This is a genomic window from Acinetobacter terrae (assembly GCF_002135195.1).
Classification (GTDB): domain Bacteria; phylum Pseudomonadota; class Gammaproteobacteria; order Pseudomonadales; family Moraxellaceae; genus Acinetobacter; species Acinetobacter terrae.
In genome coordinates, this window is sequence record NZ_NEGF01000008.1 from 19559 (window position 1) to 37811 (window position 18253).

An 18253-nucleotide genomic window follows, 5' to 3' on the forward strand; every position below is an offset into this window, starting at 1 on the left:
GTTCGTGATAAAAAGACAGCTTAGTAGAAATTGACTAAAAAATCGAGCAGAACACTTTGTTTGATTTATTTTTTATTGGATTGATGTTTCCAGGCACAAAAAAACCAGTCCGCAGACTGGTTTAAAAAAACAACATAGCTTTAGTTTGACGCTAATTGAGTCGCTTCTGACAATAATGCCTGTTTGGCTTTTTCTTGACTTGCTGTAGATAAAGCAGGATTTGAAGCTACAATACGATTCACATTGGCTGCATTGGCTGCAGTCACCGCTGTGGTTTTCAATACCACCAGGCGCTGATTCGGATTAGCAAAAGTATAACGAATACCAGTGCGTGGGCTTGCAACGGTAATGTTACCGTCCTGAGCAACTGCTGGAGCTGTGGTTGCACCACGCGCAGCTTGTACTTTGTCTACGGTTGTTGTCTGATTTGCAAAAGTCAAAGTAGGAATAGCTAAAGCTGCAATCATCAATGGTTGTAATACTTTTTTCATTGTCTTTCCGCTTTTCATCAGTGTTCGATATTCAACTAAATAGCACTTAATTTGGTTCTCTGCAAACGTATTCACATCTTGAAAAACTAAATAATATATTTAGATGGAATTAAAAAAGCCACTTTAGATAGCCCCTCTCAATGAACAAGAGGAATATTTAAAGTGGCTTTACAGTCTGGGTAAAATTAAATTTTACCGTGACATTGTTTGTATTTTAGACCGGAACCACATGGACAAGGCGCATTACGGTTTGCAGGTGGAATAATGATTTGTTCATCCACTAGAGTATATTGTGCATCTAGATCTGCAGTCATATCACCGGTTAAACCATCCACTTCAGCATGAGAAAGATTTAAATGCATCGCTTCAGCTTGCGCCTGTTTCTGTGCTTCCATTTCAGCTAACTCTTCAGCTGTAGGCACATGCACACGTGAAAGGTCAGTAATCACATCCGACTTAATCACTGCAAGCATATTTACGAATAAATTAAATGCTTCTTTCTTATATTCTTGCTCTGGATTTTTTTGCGCATAACCACGTAAATGGATGCCTTGACGCAAGTAATCCATAGCCGCCAAATGTTCTTTCCAATGACGGTCCAAAGCGCTCAACATGAAGTGACGTTCCAGCATTGCTGCAGATTCATCACCCATTTGTTCACGACGATCACGATAGCGGTTCACGATTTCATCAGAAATACGTTCAACCAAAGCTTCTTCATCTAAACGGCGGTCTTGTTCCAACCATTGATTCACCGGTAAATCAATGCCCAGATCATCACGTAATGCACGTTCTAAACCATCAATATCCCATTGATCGTGAATTGATTCAGGTGGAATATAGTTGGCAATTACACCCTTGATCACTTCGTGATGCATTTCTTCGATGTAATCTTGCAAAGTGCTTTCAGCAAGCACTTCATCACGTTGTGAATAAATGATCTTACGTTGTTCGTTATTCACGTCATCGTATTTCAACAAGTTCTTACGAATGTCAAAGTTACGTGCTTCTACTTTACGTTGCGCATTTTCGATTGAACGTGACACCATTTTGTGTTCAATGGCTTCATCTTCTTGCAAGCCCATTGCACGCATCATGCTGACAACACGATCACCAGCGAAAATACGCATCAAGTCATCTTCAAGCGACAAGTAGAAACGTGACACACCCGGGTCACCTTGACGACCGGCACGACCACGTAGCTGGTTATCGATACGACGTGATTCGTGACGTTCTGAACCAATAATATGTAGACCGCCAGAATTAATCACCATTTCATGGTTTTGTTCCCATTCGGCTTTTAAGCGTGCTTCATCTTCAGCGGTATAGTTTTCAATTTTGGCAAGTTTGGCTTTCCAGTTACCACCGAGCAAAATATCGGTACCACGACCTGCCATATTGGTGGCAATGGTCACCGCATTGGGTGAACCTGCTTGCGCAATAATGTCAGCTTCGCGTTCATGTTGTTTCGCATTCAGTACTTCATGGGCAATACCGGCTTCTTTCAGTTTATCCGAAAGAATTTCACTGGCTTCAATGGTTGCAGTACCAATCAGGATAGGCGCAACACCGGCTTCATGAATATTTTGAATCTCTTGAATAATTGCGTTGTATTTACCATTACGGTTTAAATAAATTAAATCGTTTTGGTCATTACGAATCATTGGACGATGGGTTGGAATCAGCACCACATCCAGACCATAAATTTCTTTCATTTCCGCAGCTTCAGTATCAGCAGTACCTGTCATACCTGAAAGTTTTTTGTATAAACGGAAATAATTCTGGAAAGTGGTTGTTGCAAGGGTTTGGTTTTCAGGTTGGATTTCCAGACCTTCTTTTGCTTCAACCGCTTGGTGCAAGCCGTCTGACCAACGACGACCCGGCATGGTACGACCAGTATTTTCATCCACAATAATCACTTCGCCATCATTGATGATGTACTGAACGTTACGTTGATAAAGATAATGCGCACGAATGGCAGCCGTAACATGATGAACCAGGTTCAAGTTAGCCGATGAATACAAGCTCTCACCTTCTGCGAGCAAGCCCATTTTAATCAATTCATCTTCTACTGTTTCATAACCCACTTCTGTCATTTCAACAGAGCGTTGTTTTTCATCAATCCAGAAGTGACCACCATCGGCTACTTTTTCTTCTTTTTGTGGGGTCAGTTTTGGTGGAATGCTATTGATTGCAGCATACAATTGTGAAGAGTCATCACTTTGACCAGAAATGATCAATGGGGTACGTGCTTCATCGATCAAGATCGAATCGACCTCATCGATAATGGCATACGTTAAGCCGCGCTGTTTTTTCTCAGCCAGCGAGAACACCATGTTGTCACGAAGATAGTCAAAACCGAATTCGTTGTTGGTACCGTAAGTAATATCGGCACGATAGGCTTCTGCTTTTTCGGTCGGATTTTGCATTGAGTAAATAATACCAATGCTTAAACCCAAGAATTCGAATAATGGACGGTTTAACTCGGCGTCACGTTGTGCCAAATAGTCATTCACGGTGATGACATGCACCCCTTGACCACTAATCGCATTGAGATAACAAGCCAAAGTACCCATCAGGGTTTTACCTTCACCGGTACGCATTTCCGCGATTTTACCTTCGTGAAGGGTGATACCACCAATCAGCTGAACATCGTAATGACGCATCCCCATGATTCGTTTTGCCGCTTCACGACAAACCGCAAATGCTTCAGGCAATAATTTATCCAGGCTGTCGCCCTTGTTATATCGTTGTTTGAATTCTTCAGTTTTTGCAGATAAGTCTGCATCGCTTAGTGCAGATATCGTCGGCTCGAGCGCATTAATCTTATCTACGATTTTACGCATGCGTTTGAGTTCGCGCTCATTTTTGGTACCGAAGATGCCTCCGATCAGACTTGCCAACATGAATAGACTCTCTAAATCTTGCTTGTCGAATGAATAAATTTTTTCTCAGTCGTTATTATGGTGCTAGAAATTTGAAGTACAAGGGTTTTGCACAAAACCAATAAAAAAATTCTGATCACTCGTTCTAGCACGTGACAGCTAAGGGAAATCAATGTAACAAATTTTAAACAGCCAATATAGTCATAAAATCCGTGATTTATACAGATTTTACAAATCAAACCAGCCTTGTATATTCCATTTCCTCATAAAGAAATACAAAAACGCTATTTTCCTTGGAAAAAAAATTGCGCCATATTAGACCTCATCCAAGTTTATAACAAATAATATGAGGCTATAAAAATGACATTACGTTTAGGCGATACCGCACCGAATTTTGAGCAAGACTCAAGTGATGGCAAAATTAATTTCTACGATTATCTCGGTGACAGCTGGGGAATTTTATTTTCCCATCCTGCTGATTACACTCCGGTATGCACCACTGAACTTGGCTATACCGCAAAGCTGAAAGATGAGTTTGCGAAACGTGGCGTAAAAGCGATTGCACTGTCTGTTGATGATGTTGAATCGCATAAGGGCTGGATTAACGACATTAACGAAACTCAAAACACTTCGGTAAATTTTCCGATCATTGCCGATAAAGACCGTAAAGTTTCTACTCTTTATGACTTTATTCACCCGAATGCCAGTGAGACCCTCACTGTTCGTTCTTTGGTGATTATTGATCCAAACAAAAAAGTTCGTTTAATTATTACTTACCCTGCATCTACGGGTCGTAACTTCAATGAAATTTTACGTGTTGTAGACTCGCTACAACTGACGGACAAGCACAAAGTTGCTACCCCTGCCAACTGGCAACAAGGGGAAGATGTGGTAATCGTGCCTTCTCTTCAAGATGAGGACGAAATCAAACAACGTTTCCCTAAAGGCTATGCAGCGGTTAAACCTTACCTACGTTTAACCCCACAGCCTGAGCAAAACTAAAAGCACTGCTTTTTAGTTTTGCGCAAGGCAAACGAAGTGAGAAGTATTAAAACACTATCTTATTTTGTTGCAAGACAAGCGAAGTGCGTAGTAAAGGATGAGTGGAACACTGCTCCACTCCGAGGAATATATTCCACAAGAAGATGAAAAATTATGCTTCAAATGTCAGGGAATAAGCGAGTGAGGCACGCTTCAAAAGTAGTATGAACAACAATGCTGAAAATCAGGACTAAAATGACGAGCCAGATCCTGATCTTGCTAAAGCCTGTCTTATGACAGGCTTTTTTATTCTGCTAAACAATTGAATTACAAAATCAAGTTGGTGTTTATTTCACAGCCAGTTTATAAATACGCCTAATCATCTTAAGAATAAATATTGTGATTTATAATATTCATCATTTGCACTGTGGCACCATGTGTCCTGTTTGCGGCCCTCTGTTTGGGCAAAAAGGCTTGCATGCCAAAGTGGTTTGTCATTGCCTACTGCTTGAAACCGATCAAGGACTAGTTTTGGTAGATACCGGCTTAGGCGTACAGGATTATCTGCATACCAAAGCCCGCTTAGGCAATCTCGTTTCACGACTGGGTCGGATAGAAAACAATTTAGAATTGACTGCCATTGCACAAATCCAGCGCCTAGGCTTTAGTCCTCAAGATGTCAGACATATTCTTGTTTCACATCTGGATTTTGATCATGCCGGTGGGATTTCAGATTTTCCGCATGCCACCGTGCATGTGCTATCCAGCGAATATAATGCAACGCAAAATTTTTTCTCCTTAAAAAATAAAGCACGCTATAAAACCCAACAATTTAAACAGCATCGTTACTGGAATTTCATCGAACCAGAGCAAGGTGAAGCCTGGTTTAACCTGCATCAAGTGCAAGGCTTCAGCTTATTTCAAGATGAAATTCTATTGATTCCTCTCTTGGGTCATAGCAAAGGGCATTGCGGGATTGCCATTAAACAAAAAGAAGGTTGGCTGTTCTTCTGTGGCGATGCTTACTATTCACATCTACAGCTTGACCCCCAAAAAAAACTCCGAACTTTGGATAAACTGGAACGTTTTTTTGCCGAAAATAATCAGATGCGCATAGACAACTTGCATAAAATTCAACAGTTGGCACAGACGACAAAAAATATTGAAATCATCTGTGCACATGATCCTATTGAATTGGAACGTTATCTAGCATGATTAAAAGATCAGCTCTTGCCCTTTTACTGAGTAGCTCAAGTTTGGTGGGATGCATAACCTCCCCCACACTTTCATCGCAACAGCGCCCTCAACACTGGGGAACAGTCCTTAATCAAAGAGATAATTTTTATCAAATTAGTGAGCATGTGTTTCGTAGCGAGCAACCCACAGCTGAACTAATTCCACAATTAAAAACACATGATATTGATGTGGTGATTAATCTAAGATCACGAAATAAGGATCTGGCTGTCTTGCCCTCCACGGATTTTAAATTGGTCCATGTACCCATTCACACGTGGGCCATGTCCCGTGAAGATTTATTGCAGGTCATGCGACAGATTCAACAAGCCAAAGCACTCAATCAAAAGGTCCTGATTCATTGTTATCATGGCTCAGACCGGACCGGTGCAAGTATAGCCATGTATCGAATTATTTTTGAAAACTGGAAAATTGAAGATGCACTCAGTGAAATGAAACACGGTGGTTACGGCTTTCATCCGGTTTGGATTCATATCGAAAAAATATTCAGCCCTGAAAATGTAAAATGGATTCAACAGCAGCTGTCGAATCCATCTTAATTTTTGGCTTAAGCCCAATTTAGCGCTTGTCTAAAGGCACCCACTCAATCACCCATGCAGACTTCATTCCCAAGCTCGCATCATTGTTGATTTTCTTGCGCGCAGCATCCGCAGCATCTCGGTTTTTCGATGGCCCAACCATAATTCGAACACCTTTCGATGTTGGGCTTTTGGTCACTTTGTAGCCTTTGGCACGCAACTTAGAGGCTACTGCATCTGCATTGGCTTCATTTGCTGCCAAAGCCACTTGCACCATCCATTGTTTGTCGCCATTTTCCAACAGATCACGTGCTTTTTCAGCCTCTGCCTTTTTAGCAGCTTCAGCTTTTTTCTTCGCTTCCGCTTCATGCTGAGCTTGTTCTTTTTTCTTTGCTTCTAGCGCTTTCTGTTCAGCTTCATGCTTTTCAGCAGCTTTACGTTTTACTTCGGCTTCATGTTTGGCTTTATCGTCAGCTGCTTTTTTCTCTACTGCTTTCTTTTCAGCCGCTTTCATATCGGCTAATTTTTTATCTGCTTCAGCTTTACGTTTATCTTCAACTATTTTTTTATCAGCATCAGTTCGCTGTTGTTGAGCTTTCTGCTGATCTAACTTTTTTTGTGCAAGCAGCTTTTCATCCGCTAAACGCTTTTGTTTCACTTTTTCATCTTCCACCAGTTCAGGTGGAATATTATCCGAACTTTGCTGTGCACCGCTACGATGGGCATTTAAAGCCGCATATTCTTCTGCCGCTTTACGTGCAGCATCTGCTTCAGCCTGTTGCTGCATCACTAAAAATTCAGCGGCACGTGCTTCTTGTTCTGCAACCGCTTTTTCACGCCCACGACGTTGCTCTTCAAGTAAACGCTTTTCTGTTTCAACATCGACTGTTAAAGCCTGCAGCTGAACCATTTCACCTTCTGGAGCCGGCTTTTGCTGCGTGACTTGAGCTGCAAGCTCGGGGGTTTTAAGTTCGTTTTGATATATTTCTTCTTTACCTTTAAGGAGCAATGCTGTCAATAAAACACCACCACCTAATAAAACAACGCCACCCATCCAGCGTTGTTTGCTATTCATTGACATTCTTCCAAATACTCCCACACCGCTTCTAAGGTATGAAATGAACCACATACCAAGATCAGCTGATTATTTTTAGTTTCATTCAGCGCTGATTTAAAAGCCAATTGAACACTTTCGAAGTGCTGTACTGTTTCACCCTGTAACGCTTCATCGAGCTGTTTGATTGCAGCTGCTCGCGGAACCGTTAATGGCGCAATTTTCCATGTTAAAACAATATCTTTCAACAACTCTGCGACAGAATTGATATCTTTATCCGCCAACATGGAAAAAACACTGATCACTTCTGTGTACTGTTTATTGTATTCCAGGAATTTTCGCAACTGATTTAACAAAAATTCTACGCCATGGGGATTATGTCCGGCATCAAAGATCACCGTCTTGCCCTGAATCTGGCGAATTTCAAAGCGACCTTGCAGGCGTGCTTGTCGAATTCCTTGAGCGATGGCTTCTTGAGTCACAGTTAAGCCACTCACTAAAATTGCAGCAACCGCCGTGGAAATATTTTCCAGTGCCAAAGTACCTGTCGGTAATTTTAAAGTCGTACCTGAAGATGCAAACATCCACGACTGACCATCGTCAGTATATTGATAGAAGTAATCACGATCAGCCACATATAATGTCGCATTGCATTCATCGACTTTATTTTGGATGGCTTGTGGCAAAGTTTGCAGGCCAGCAAAGATCACCGGAATATTCGGACGAATAATCCCGGCTTTTTCAAAGGCAATTTTTTCAATCGTGTCGCCCAGCCAATCGGTATGGTCTAAACCAATATTGGTAATCACTGCGACATCTGGCTCAATCACGTTGACCACATCTAAGCGACCACCAAGACCGACTTCCAGCACCCAGACATCACATTGCTTGGTTTTAAAAATAACAAAGGCTGCCAGTGTGGTGGCTTCAAAGAAAGAAAGGGTTAAATCACAATCACGGCGGGCTTGATCCACTTGCACAAACGCATCCACCAAAGTCTGGTCATCCACTTCAATGCCCGACAACTTTACCCGTTCATTAAAACGGTAAATATGCGGGGATTGATACAATCCGACTTTATAGCCCTGCGCATTTAAAATGGCAGCTAAAGTGGTTGTGGTTGAGCCTTTACCATTGGTTCCCGCTACGGTCAGAACTTTTGCCTGTGGACGTGTCACACCCAGCTTTTCAGCCACTGGAATGACGCGTTCCAGACCTAAATCAATCCCCGTAACGTGAACATGGCTCCAATAATCGAGCCATGTGTTTAAAGAGTCTGTTGCAAGTGGTGCTGTGTTCAAGGCAAATTCATCAGTTTCGCGACAATACGATATACAGTATCACGTAATGCGTGACGATGAACAATTTGATCGATTACACCATGATCAAGCAAATATTCTGCACGCTGGAAAGGTTCTTCCAGTTTTTCACGTACGGTTTGCTCAATTACACGTTTACCCGCAAAACCAATCATGGCTTTAGGTTCAGCGATATGCACATCACCCAACATTGCAAGTGAAGCGGTTACGCCACCGTAGACGGGATGGGTTAATACCACCAAATACGGTAAACCTGCATCTTTCATGCGTTGAATGGCTGCTGAAGTACGTGCCATTTGCATAAGCGACAACATGCCTTCCTGCATACGCGCACCACCAGATGCCGCGAAGCAGACTAAAGGTTGTTTCTCTTTAATGGCGCGTTCAGCCGCTTGCACAAAACGGTCACCGACCACAGTGCCCATTGAACCGCCCATAAAGTCGAATTCAAATGCACATGCGATTAAAGGAATACCTTTCAGTAAACCTTGCATCACTACCAATGCTTCAGTTTCTCCGGTTTTCTTTTGTGCTTCAGACATACGCTCTGGGTATGCCTTGCTGTCCACAAATTTCAGTGGATCTTTCGCAACAAATTCCTGACCCAGTTCATTTTGAACTTGATCGAAGAACCAGTTTAAACGGTCGCGTGCTTTCATACGCAAATGTTCGTCGCACTGCGGACAAACATAGGCATTAAATGACATCGCTGTACGTGTAACCAGTGCGTGACATTCAGGACACTCAATGGTTGGCTCTGTAAAGGTTGCTTTGAGTGCGGTTTGCTCATCGGGTGTGTGAATACCCGGAACATGACGTTCCGTCCACGGCGTCGCTGGGCTAAGAATTTGGCCTATTTTCACTTCTTGATTCATACTAACTCATCGAGCGCGGCTCGAAGCTCCTTGACTTTATTAACCGTTTCAACAACAGCTTGTTCTGGCGCCAGGTTCGCAAATTGTTTGACAAAAGCACTGCCCACAATTACCGCATCAGCCGCTACACCCATTGCTTTCGCAGAGGCAGCATCGCTAATACCAAAACCCACACCAACAGGAATATCAGTCACAGCTTTAATTTTCTGGATACGGGCCGCAGCTTCAGACACATCTAAAGTTGCTGCACCGGTTACCCCTTTCAAGGACACATAGTAGATAAAGCCACTGGCTTGTTTCGCCACATACTCAATACGTTGATCAGTAGAGGTAGGCGCAAGCAGGAAAATTTGATCCATGTCGAATTTTTTCAACACGTCATCCAAATCTTTTGCTTCTTCAGGCGGTAAATCCACCAGAAGTACCCCATCTACACCGCATTCATTCGCATACGACACAAACTTTTCATAACCAATCACTTCGACCGGGTTTAAGTAACCCATCAAAACCACTGGTGTTTCTGTATCTTTCTGGCGGAACTCTTTCACCATGTTCAAAGCGTCTAGGGTATTTGTTCCACCTGCCAAGGCACGTTCTGCTGCAAGGGCAATTACTGGACCGTCTGCCATAGGGTCTGAAAATGGAAGACCAAGTTCAATCACATCTACACCTGCCTCAACCATTTGATGTAACAATGGAACGGTTACTTCTGGATGAGGATCACCAGCCATCACATAAGAAACTAGCGCTTTACGCTGCTGAGATTTAAGCTGTCCAAAACGAGTGGCTAAACGTGACATAAGGCTATGCTTTCCTTGAATTATTTAAAAACTGAGGAGTTGGCTTTGTAGAAATACAAGACAACGCATTGTAACGCTATTTTTTACTCATTGAATAGAGTGCAAACATTTCACGCTACATTAGACTGACAATCTCATTTTTTCAGAACAATCCGAGAACCCCATTTACTGATATTTACGATTTTTTCTCAATGATCAAAGATGCCTAATTTTGCTATTTTAAAAAATATCCAACATTAAGATAAACTTATTTTTATTAGTAAAAAAATGATAAAAATAATTGGGTTAGCTTTTACATTTAATGTTTTATCTAATAGCAAAACCTGCTCTATACTACGCACGATTTTCCTTTTTCTTATTTTATATGACTCCCGAATCCCAAGGTGAAGTGCACGCTCGCGCGCTGGCATTGCTACCTCTTATTGTATTTTTAGCCATTTTTTTAGGCAGTGGTATCTATCATTCCATCATTGGTACTGAGTTAGCTTTTTATCAGGTTAAAGCGCCTGTGGCGGCTCTGCCTGCCATTATTCTTGCCGTGCTAATTTACCGTGGAAAATTAAATACAGCCATTGATGAATTTTTAAAAGGTGCCAGTCATCCCAATTTAATTCTAATGTTTATGGTGTTTATGCTCGCCGGAGCATTCGCCAGTACCACCAGTGCCATTGGCAGTGTCGATGCGACCGTGCAATTGGGCCTATCGATTATTCCGCCGTCCTTTGTCCTTCCGATGCTATTCATTATTTCGGCATTTATCGCCACAGCGATGGGGACTTCAATGGGAACCATTGCTGCCTGTGCGCCGATTGCCTTTGGTTTCTCCCAAGTCACCAATATTGAAGCAGTCTATGCCATCGGTGCAGTGGTTGGCGGTGCCATGTTTGGTGATAACCTGTCGATGATTTCAGACACCACCATTGCCGCAACCAGCAGCCAAAAAGTTCAGCTACGCGATAAATTCAAAGTCAATGTCTGGATTGCGGTCCCTGCCGCGATCCTGAGTATTTTGATTTATGCATTTGTTAGCCATGATTCACAAACCATTGAATATAAAACATATGACCTGTGGCTGATTTTGCCTTATGTGGCGGTGTTCTTTCTGGCTTTCTCACGCTTGCATGTACTGGCGGTTTTAACCCTTGGTGTTGTGCTTTCAGGTCTGATTGGCATTATGGTCAGCCCTGATTTTGGCGTCTTAAAACTCAATAATGCCATCTATGATGGTTTTGTAGGGATGTTCGAGGTTGCGCTACTTTCGATGTTCTTGGGTGGCTTATCTGCCATTATGCAAAAAGAAGGTGGACTACAATGGCTCATCCAACGTATTTACACTATTACCCGTTTATTTAAAGTTGGACGCCAACGTGCCGGTGAATTGGGGGTGAGTTTTCTGGTGATATTCGCCAATTTATTCGTTGCGAACAATACCGTTGCGATTATTTTGTCTGGCGACATGGCACGTGAAGTAGCCAAAGAATATGGCGTAGAACCGAAACGTGCTGCAGCATTGCTGGATATTTTTTCCTGTGTCGTTCAGGGCATTATTCCCTACGGCGCTCAATTATTGTTGGCCTGCTCTATTGCGAAAATGTCACCGGTAGAGCTGATCGGTAACATTTACTATTGCTGGGTATTGGCAATCGTGGCGATATTGGCCATTGCATTTCGTTTCCCTCGATTCAAACCCGCTTAATTTTAATATCCATGTCAAAAGCGACCCAAGTTGGTCGCTTTTTTTATGACTCACGTGGTTCTACTTTCAGCTGCTGTTTCCGGTGCAATAAGGTTTGACCGCTATAGGCCTTATAAGCACGAGCCAAAGCAGATTGATCTGAATAACCCAATTGCATGGCAATATCGGTCAATTGCATATCCTGCTGCAACAATTGATCACAACGTTTCATACGTTCGCTCTCAACAATCTTTTTAAAAGATGAATTCAGGTCATTCAATTGCCGCTGCAGTGTCCGCGCAGATATATGCAATTCATTCGCAATCTGCTCAATTTTGGGCACGCTATTTTGCACACGCAAATATTCAGCCACCCTCATATGAATGTGCTGATCTAAACTTTCATAACTGGGCTTGGAAGCAATCGCTTCTTCGGCTTGGCGCAGTAAAAGTTGCATTAAGGAAGGGTCAGCCAGTTCCGATTTTAAATCCAGACTGTCAGAACTAATCACAAAAGAATATTGGGCATGACCAAAGCTGACTTCACAGCCAAAAAACTTTTCATAATGATAACGTGCCATCAGCGGCGCATGAGCGAACTGCATACTCAGCAATTGCAAAGATGCTGGAAAAATTTGCTTGGCCAAATGCGCCATACAGGCTGAAGTCAGCTCATTAATCATCGCATATCGTGCATCATGTAGCGGCCAGGAGAGATAAATCTCTTTATCTTGATGCAGCATTTGCATAGGAATGACCTCTGCGCCATCAATCACCAACCGGCTAAAACGAATAATATTTTGCAAAGCTTCAGCCACGCTATTACTACGTGAGGCCATATAACCCAACACACCAAAATGCTCAGGTCGTATATAATGTGCCATTTCAAAAACCAGTTGCGGGCAATTGAGATGTTGCTGGGTACGCTGGACCACCTCTAAGAAAAATGTATACGGTGATTGGGTATCGATCCGCAGATTTAAGACATGACGTAATTGCGCATGGTAATCTTGCAGAAAATCAAGTTGCAATCCATCCAGATCCCGATCTGACAAAAACATTTGCCACAGTTGAAAGTAGCCATTGGGTATCTGCAATTCTTGCACAATGTATCCTTGTTTTTTGACATTTTAAATTTTCATTCTGTCGTAAAATGTATAAAAAATGGCAAGCACTGTCAAAACAAAACTGAAAAAGTCCGACATACTGCAATTATCCAAGGCGATTTAAGTAAAATAAAATGAATGCTATTGCCCAATATCAAGTCGAACCTGTAGTTCGCAGTAATCTTGATTTCAAACTGAATGAAGTGCCCCGTTTTTGGTTCGGAGGCGATCCCTTTATCACCCGGATGTTTGATGCGCTCAGCCTGACTTTTCCGGATGGTGAACGTTACTTTATTCAGTCGGTACGTTTGTTCCGCGACCAGATTACCGATCCAGACTTAAAACGGCGTGTGGCTGATTTTATTCGTCAGGAAGCACAGCACGGTATAGCACATGACAAAATGAATCAGGTCATGAAAGAGCAAGGCATGCCGGTCGATCAATTTATTCAGCGTTTAAATAAAATTTTTAAATTCGAACTAGAAAAACGCTCACCTCAATACAATATTGCCATGACGGCTGCCGCTGAACATTTAACGGCGCTGATGGCAGAAACTTTCTATGGTCATAAAGATACATTGCGAGATGCACATCCTTATGTCCGTGCCCTGCTGGCATGGCATGCAATTGAAGAAATGGAACACCGTGATGTGGCATTTGACGTGATGAAACAGGTAGGCAATGTGCCTGAAAGCACACGTAAATTCACACTGGCATGGACGACAGTATTGATGTTTGGCTTTACCATTTACCGCGCCAATGTGATGTTAAAGTATGATGGCTTCACACCCGTACAACGCCTGCAAATGAATATTCGCGGCCTACCGTGGTTCTTTGGTAAAAACGGTATGCTCACTAAAATGAGCAAGCAATATCGCGACTGGTTTAACAAAGACTTCCATCCTAGCCAGCATCCAGTAATTGCCCAATATGATGTCTGGGTAAAAACCCTAGAAGAAACAGGTGATCCAATCCAAGCCGGAGAAGCTTTTTGGCAAGCAGCTAAAGACTAATAATATTTATTGTATTTATCACTCACCTAGTCTGTATAAATACGGACTAGGTTTTTATTATTTTGCAATGCATCACCACTTGGCATAATGCTGTTCTAACAAGCCATATTCATTTAACAAGATAATTTCCTGATCACCTTGCTGAATGGTGCCGCTAATTTTGGCTTGCCATTGACTGAACTGGCTACCGACCAATCTTAAATTCAGATTTTCATAACGTCGCCAACCCGTCTTCACATCTAAATTGAGTTTTTCATCCAGTGAACGAATAGTCCAATGATCATCCCCCTGATGCTGAAATAAAATATCGCTTAACGGATACAAAACCCCATTAATCCACAAGCAGTTTTCATTGCCAAAACTTTCATTCACACCTGATGCCAAATTCAATCCGATACGATTATTTTGCGAATCCCAAAAATTACACGACAACCAAAACCAAGCTGTTTCAGGCCGTAAAAAACCACAGGTATCATCGAGTGAAGCAAAGGTTTTTTCATGAAACTGTATGGTTGCCCCCTGCTTATTAATAAAGAAACCTTCACAGCCCAAAGTCGTGAGCTTTTGGGTGTAGGTCCAACCATTAATCCCCGTCGGGCTACACATACTGAGTGGATCTGTACCTGCGCAAAAGATTCGCGCACTCAGCTTAATTTCACCATGTTTAGTCACATGAATATAACGCACGCCATTGGCATGTTGAATATCAATTTGAAAAGGTGACTTGGAGAAAAAACTCTGGTTATAAAGTGGCTGCTCATCAACAACGGTATGCCGCGACAAAAAGTTAATTGCATTCCACTCTAAAACTTCAGAACGCTGATGATTATAGATATAGAAAAAACCATGCCCTGCCCATGCAATATCAGCAATGGCCAGACCAATGGTGTAATGTTCATGTTGAATGCAGCAAAATTTAAATTTTTTGTATTTTAATCGCTTACGCCAACCTGTTAAGACCTCCCCATAAGGCGTCTTATATTGGTATTTATTTAAATCGATGGTCTTTGGGAGAGTACTAAAACGTCCATAATGCGGTTGTCCATTTGATTGAATCAAATCCATTTATCAAATTCCATCTAGCTAAGAGATCACAAATCCTTAATCTTATTATGCCCATATAAATTTAACTTAAAAGTATCAAAAAGCATCTTTTCATCGAAAATATACAAAAATATATATTATTTAATTTGGTTTGATATCCAATAAAGATAAGTTATTAATCAAATAGATATAAATCAACTCTCAGATAACATTAAATAGGTATTTTCCCAGTTATTTCCGCTGAATTCACCTTCCACCAATTGTACATAACGACCATGCACTTGATCGATCGCAATACAATCATCTACATCTAACACACGGTCTGTATGCTGTTTTTGCCAATGCTGTGCAAAGTAAGCTTTACCCCGTTGTTTTGCCAGCATGGCATTTTGTGCCACCACTAAAATATAACGATGCAATTCACCAAACTCCCGAGCATCATAACCACCCAAATTAATTAAAAAGAGCTTTTGTTCAGATGAGTTTGGCTGTGCATTACTGAATTGAATTTGATATTTTTGCCCCTCGAATTCTACGCCATTCATTTGTGCCCAAGCATCAATGTGTAAGCCTTTTTGCTCACCAAACCATGCATTTTTCAGTTGAGGATAGACTTCTTCAAGAGAATCACCGACTGCCAGTACGACATCATGAACTTCTGTATTGGCACGTGCATGACGACCACCGAGCATGACGATAAAAAGACTGGGCATGGTTTTACTCCTTAGAACTCAGGAAAATGAATAGCTTTTAATAACTTACAACTTGTAGTCACAATATGATACGTGTTGACGACAGGGATGTCGCCCGTAAGACTGAGGTATATGGATATACCTTCAGTCTTACAAAAGATTTTTGTTACTTTTGATCTTTCAAAAGTAAATTAGAGCTAATACTAATAGATGAAAAGTTGATTTCAATTTCACTCAGAGTATTGACTGTTTTTATAAAGGATATTTCCTCCTTTTTTATATACTTCCTTACTTTTGTTTTGGCAAAAGTAACAAAACCATCTTGTTGAGCAGACATTACATCCATGTAATGCTGCTCAACTGGCGACATCCATATCGCCTTCCCGAACTGTAAATTAAGGCAATTGTCCTAAATTTAATACTGATTTAAATAATAAAAAATCGTGCTGAATTGCTTCAACACGATTTTTTATTATCCTCCCACCCCTCCTAAAAGTAAAAGGAGGACTTTCACTCTCTATAAAAGAGTGATGGATTCATTTACATCTCAACCATTTCGACACCATCAATACGTGCCACAGTCATTAAATCTTTATCACCACGACCCGAAACTGTCGCAATAATAATTTGATCTTTAGACATCGTTGGCGCAAGTTTAGTCACATAGGCCATCGCATGTGAACTTTCAAGCGCAGGAATAATGCCTTCAATCTGGGTTAAATCACGGAAACCTTGAAGCGCTTCTTGGTCATTTATGGGCACATATTCAACACGGTGCATATCTTTCAAGAAACTGTGTTCAGGACCCACACCTGGATAATCCAGACCAGCTGAAATTGAATGCGTTTCAATGATCTGACCTTGATCATCTGACATCAAGTAAGTGCGGTTACCATGCAATACACCAACATGACCCGCATTTAACGGTGCAGAATGTTTACCCGTTTCAATGCCATAACCTGCTGCTTCAACGCCGTACATTTTCACGTCTTGATCATTCAGGAATGGATAGAACAAGCCCATTGCATTTGAACCACCACCGACACATGCAACCAATGCATCAGGTAATCGACCTGCTTGCTCTTGAATTTGACGGCGCGCTTCACGACCAATAATCGACTGGAAGTCACGAACCAATTGCGGATATGGATGTGGACCCGCAACTGTACCAATCACATAATAAGTAGAATCGACATTAGTCACCCAGTCACGCATCGCTTCGTTCATGGCATCTTTCAATGTTTTTGAACCGCTTTCCACAGGTACAACGGTCGCACCAAGCAAACGCATACGATACACATTCATCGCCTGACGCTTTACGTCGTCGGCACCCATGAATACTACACATTCAAGTCCTAAACGTGCAGCGATAGTTGCTGTTGCAACACCGTGCTGACCTGCACCTGTTTCGGCAATAATCCGTTTTTTACCTGAAAGTTTAGCAAGTAAAGCCTGACCAATGGTGTTATTGATCTTGTGCGAACCGGTATGATTCAGGTCTTCACGTTTTAGGTAAATTTGCGCACCACCTAACTCTTTTGACCATCGTTCAGCATGATAAAGTGGACTAGGACGACCTACATAGTAGGCTAGATCACGGTCGAATTCTGCCAAAAACTGGGCATCATTTTTCATACGGAAATAGAGCTTTTCTAAATCCTCTAATGCTGCCATCAGTGTTTCTGACACAAAACGTCCGCCATGGATACCGAAATGCCCACGCTCATCGGGGAATTGGGTATAGTCAGTCACCTGATCTTTCTGATTAACAGTTTGCTGATCCACGTTGGACTCCTTGCATAAAGTGTTCAATGAGTTGTTGGTCTTTTATACCTTTTGCGGACTCTACGCCTCCGCTGACATCTACTGCATAAGCCCTAGTCGTCTTTATAGCGTCTTCAATATTTTCAGGTTTTAAACCACCTGCCAAAATTAAAGGAATATCGAGTTTCGGGAACTGCGACCAGTCAAACTGGTGCCCTGTTCCACCTTTAAGCTCAGGATGCCAAGCATCCAATAATACTGCGCTTGCGCCTGCTTGTTGGTAGCTTTTTATAGTTTTTATGACATCTAGCTCAGGTTTAACCTGAATGGCTTTATACCAACGGCGTTTGGTGTGTGCTGCAATCTGCTGACATTGCTCTGCGGTTTCATCACCATGAAACTGCAAGATATCCAAAGGTACTTCTTCTAGAACCTGAGTGATTTCGTCAGTTGTTGCATTCACGAATAAACCCACGATTTGTACATACGCTGGGACATGCTTTGCCAACTTTTGAGCTTGCTCAATAGTTACACTTCTTGGGCTAGGTTCGTAGAATACAAATCCAATTGCATCAGCACCTGCATTCACAGCAGAATGTATATCTTCTATTCGTGTTATTCCGCAAATTTTGGCACGGGTTCGCATACACTTCGCTCTAATTCTTTGGCTTAAACTTTACCCGATTCATAGTCAGTCTATAAATATGGGGGGCGAATCATTGTAATGCAATTTTGCTGAGTTGCGTGCAAATTCAACAGGCTTTCCAGAGAAACCTTATAAAA

The 18253-nt window shown here is 41.9% G+C and carries 17 protein-coding genes; 5 read left to right on the forward strand and 12 right to left on the reverse strand.

The window, feature by feature from the left end:
- Window positions 1-140 precede the first annotated feature (140 nt).
- Both B9T23_RS10000 and secA read right to left on the reverse strand, forming a co-directional pair.
- Window positions 141-491 carry a hypothetical protein gene (locus tag B9T23_RS10000; protein ID WP_086193993.1) on the reverse strand — a complete coding sequence of 117 codons (351 nt, stop codon included), beginning with the start codon at window positions 489-491 and terminating at the stop codon, window positions 141-143.
- 185 nt (window positions 492-676) lie between these two features.
- Window positions 677-3397 carry a preprotein translocase subunit SecA gene (secA, locus tag B9T23_RS10005; RefSeq protein WP_086193994.1) on the reverse strand — a complete coding sequence of 907 codons (2721 nt, stop codon included), beginning with the start codon at window positions 3395-3397 and terminating at the stop codon, window positions 677-679.
- Between the two features lie 339 nt (window positions 3398-3736).
- On the opposite strand from secA, the gene B9T23_RS10010 reads away from it, so the two are divergent.
- The 3 genes from B9T23_RS10010 (at window position 3737) to B9T23_RS10020 (ending at window position 6150) form a co-directional block, all read left to right on the forward strand.
- Entirely contained in the window at window positions 3737-4378 is a 642-nt protein-coding gene (locus B9T23_RS10010; RefSeq protein ID WP_086193995.1) for a peroxiredoxin, read from the forward strand.
- Between the two features lie 378 nt (window positions 4379-4756).
- On the forward strand, window positions 4757-5572 hold the full coding sequence (locus B9T23_RS10015; RefSeq protein ID WP_086193996.1) for an MBL fold metallo-hydrolase: 816 nt from the start codon (window positions 4757-4759) through the stop codon (window positions 5570-5572).
- A complete protein-coding gene (locus B9T23_RS10020; protein ID WP_086193997.1) occupies window positions 5569-6150 on the forward strand; it encodes a dual specificity protein phosphatase family protein in 582 nt (193 codons plus the stop codon). The genes B9T23_RS10015 and B9T23_RS10020 overlap by 4 nt, the downstream gene beginning before the upstream one ends.
- Before the next feature lie 19 nt (window positions 6151-6169).
- Here B9T23_RS10020 and B9T23_RS10025 read toward each other — a convergent pair whose 3' ends face one another.
- The 4 genes from B9T23_RS10025 to trpA are packed head-to-tail and all read right to left on the reverse strand — an operon-like array spanning window position 6170 to window position 10177.
- Window positions 6170-7210 (reverse strand): SPOR domain-containing protein, encoded by a 1041-nt coding sequence (locus B9T23_RS10025; protein ID WP_407640422.1) that lies wholly within the window; start codon window positions 7208-7210, stop codon window positions 6170-6172.
- Entirely contained in the window at window positions 7201-8484 is a 1284-nt protein-coding gene (folC, locus tag B9T23_RS10030; RefSeq protein ID WP_086193999.1) for a bifunctional tetrahydrofolate synthase/dihydrofolate synthase, read from the reverse strand. The genes B9T23_RS10025 and folC overlap by 10 nt, the downstream gene beginning before the upstream one ends.
- Window positions 8481-9377, reverse strand: a complete 897-nt coding sequence (gene accD / locus B9T23_RS10035) for an acetyl-CoA carboxylase, carboxyltransferase subunit beta (RefSeq protein ID WP_067722853.1) — start codon at window positions 9375-9377, stop codon at window positions 8481-8483. Before accD ends, folC begins: the two co-directional genes overlap by 4 nt.
- Window positions 9374-10177, reverse strand: a complete 804-nt coding sequence (trpA, locus tag B9T23_RS10040) for a tryptophan synthase subunit alpha (RefSeq protein ID WP_067722855.1) — start codon at window positions 10175-10177, stop codon at window positions 9374-9376. The genes accD and trpA overlap by 4 nt, the downstream gene beginning before the upstream one ends.
- Window positions 10178-10541: 364 nt before the next feature.
- Here trpA and B9T23_RS10045 point away from each other — a divergent pair, with 364 nt between their 5' ends.
- On the forward strand, window positions 10542-11873 hold the full coding sequence (locus tag B9T23_RS10045; RefSeq protein ID WP_086194000.1) for a Na+/H+ antiporter NhaC family protein: 1332 nt from the start codon (window positions 10542-10544) through the stop codon (window positions 11871-11873).
- A gap of 43 nt (window positions 11874-11916) precedes the next feature.
- On the opposite strand, the gene B9T23_RS10050 is transcribed toward B9T23_RS10045, so the two are convergent.
- Window positions 11917-12957, reverse strand: coding sequence for an AraC family transcriptional regulator (locus tag B9T23_RS10050; protein ID WP_086194001.1), 1041 nt, complete (start codon window positions 12955-12957; stop codon window positions 11917-11919).
- Between the two features lie 134 nt (window positions 12958-13091).
- On the opposite strand from B9T23_RS10050, the gene B9T23_RS10055 reads away from it, so the two are divergent.
- Window positions 13092-13970: a metal-dependent hydrolase gene (locus tag B9T23_RS10055; protein WP_086194002.1), complete on the forward strand. Its 879-nt coding sequence runs from the start codon at window positions 13092-13094 to the stop codon at window positions 13968-13970.
- A gap of 72 nt (window positions 13971-14042) precedes the next feature.
- Here the strand turns inward: B9T23_RS10055 and B9T23_RS10060 are convergent, their stop codons facing one another.
- From B9T23_RS10060 to B9T23_RS10080, 5 genes are all read right to left on the reverse strand, one after another.
- The gene (locus B9T23_RS10060; protein WP_067722863.1) at window positions 14043-15035 is read right to left on the reverse strand and encodes a DUF2804 domain-containing protein; all 993 of its coding nucleotides are present in this window, start codon (window positions 15033-15035) and stop codon (window positions 14043-14045) included.
- Between the two features lie 173 nt (window positions 15036-15208).
- Complete coding sequence (locus B9T23_RS10065; RefSeq protein WP_067722865.1) at window positions 15209-15727, reverse strand: DUF1543 domain-containing protein; 519 nt, start codon at window positions 15725-15727, stop codon at window positions 15209-15211.
- Between the two features lie 145 nt (window positions 15728-15872).
- Complete coding sequence (locus B9T23_RS10070) at window positions 15873-16076, reverse strand: hypothetical protein (RefSeq protein ID WP_067722867.1); 204 nt, start codon at window positions 16074-16076, stop codon at window positions 15873-15875.
- Window positions 16077-16246: 170 nt separating this feature from the next.
- Window positions 16247-17491 (reverse strand): tryptophan synthase subunit beta, encoded by a 1245-nt coding sequence (gene trpB, locus B9T23_RS10075; RefSeq protein ID WP_086194003.1) that lies wholly within the window; start codon window positions 17489-17491, stop codon window positions 16247-16249.
- The gene (locus B9T23_RS10080; RefSeq protein ID WP_086194004.1) at window positions 17472-18116 is read right to left on the reverse strand and encodes a phosphoribosylanthranilate isomerase; all 645 of its coding nucleotides are present in this window, start codon (window positions 18114-18116) and stop codon (window positions 17472-17474) included. The genes trpB and B9T23_RS10080 overlap by 20 nt, the downstream gene beginning before the upstream one ends.
- Window positions 18117-18253 lie beyond the last annotated feature (137 nt).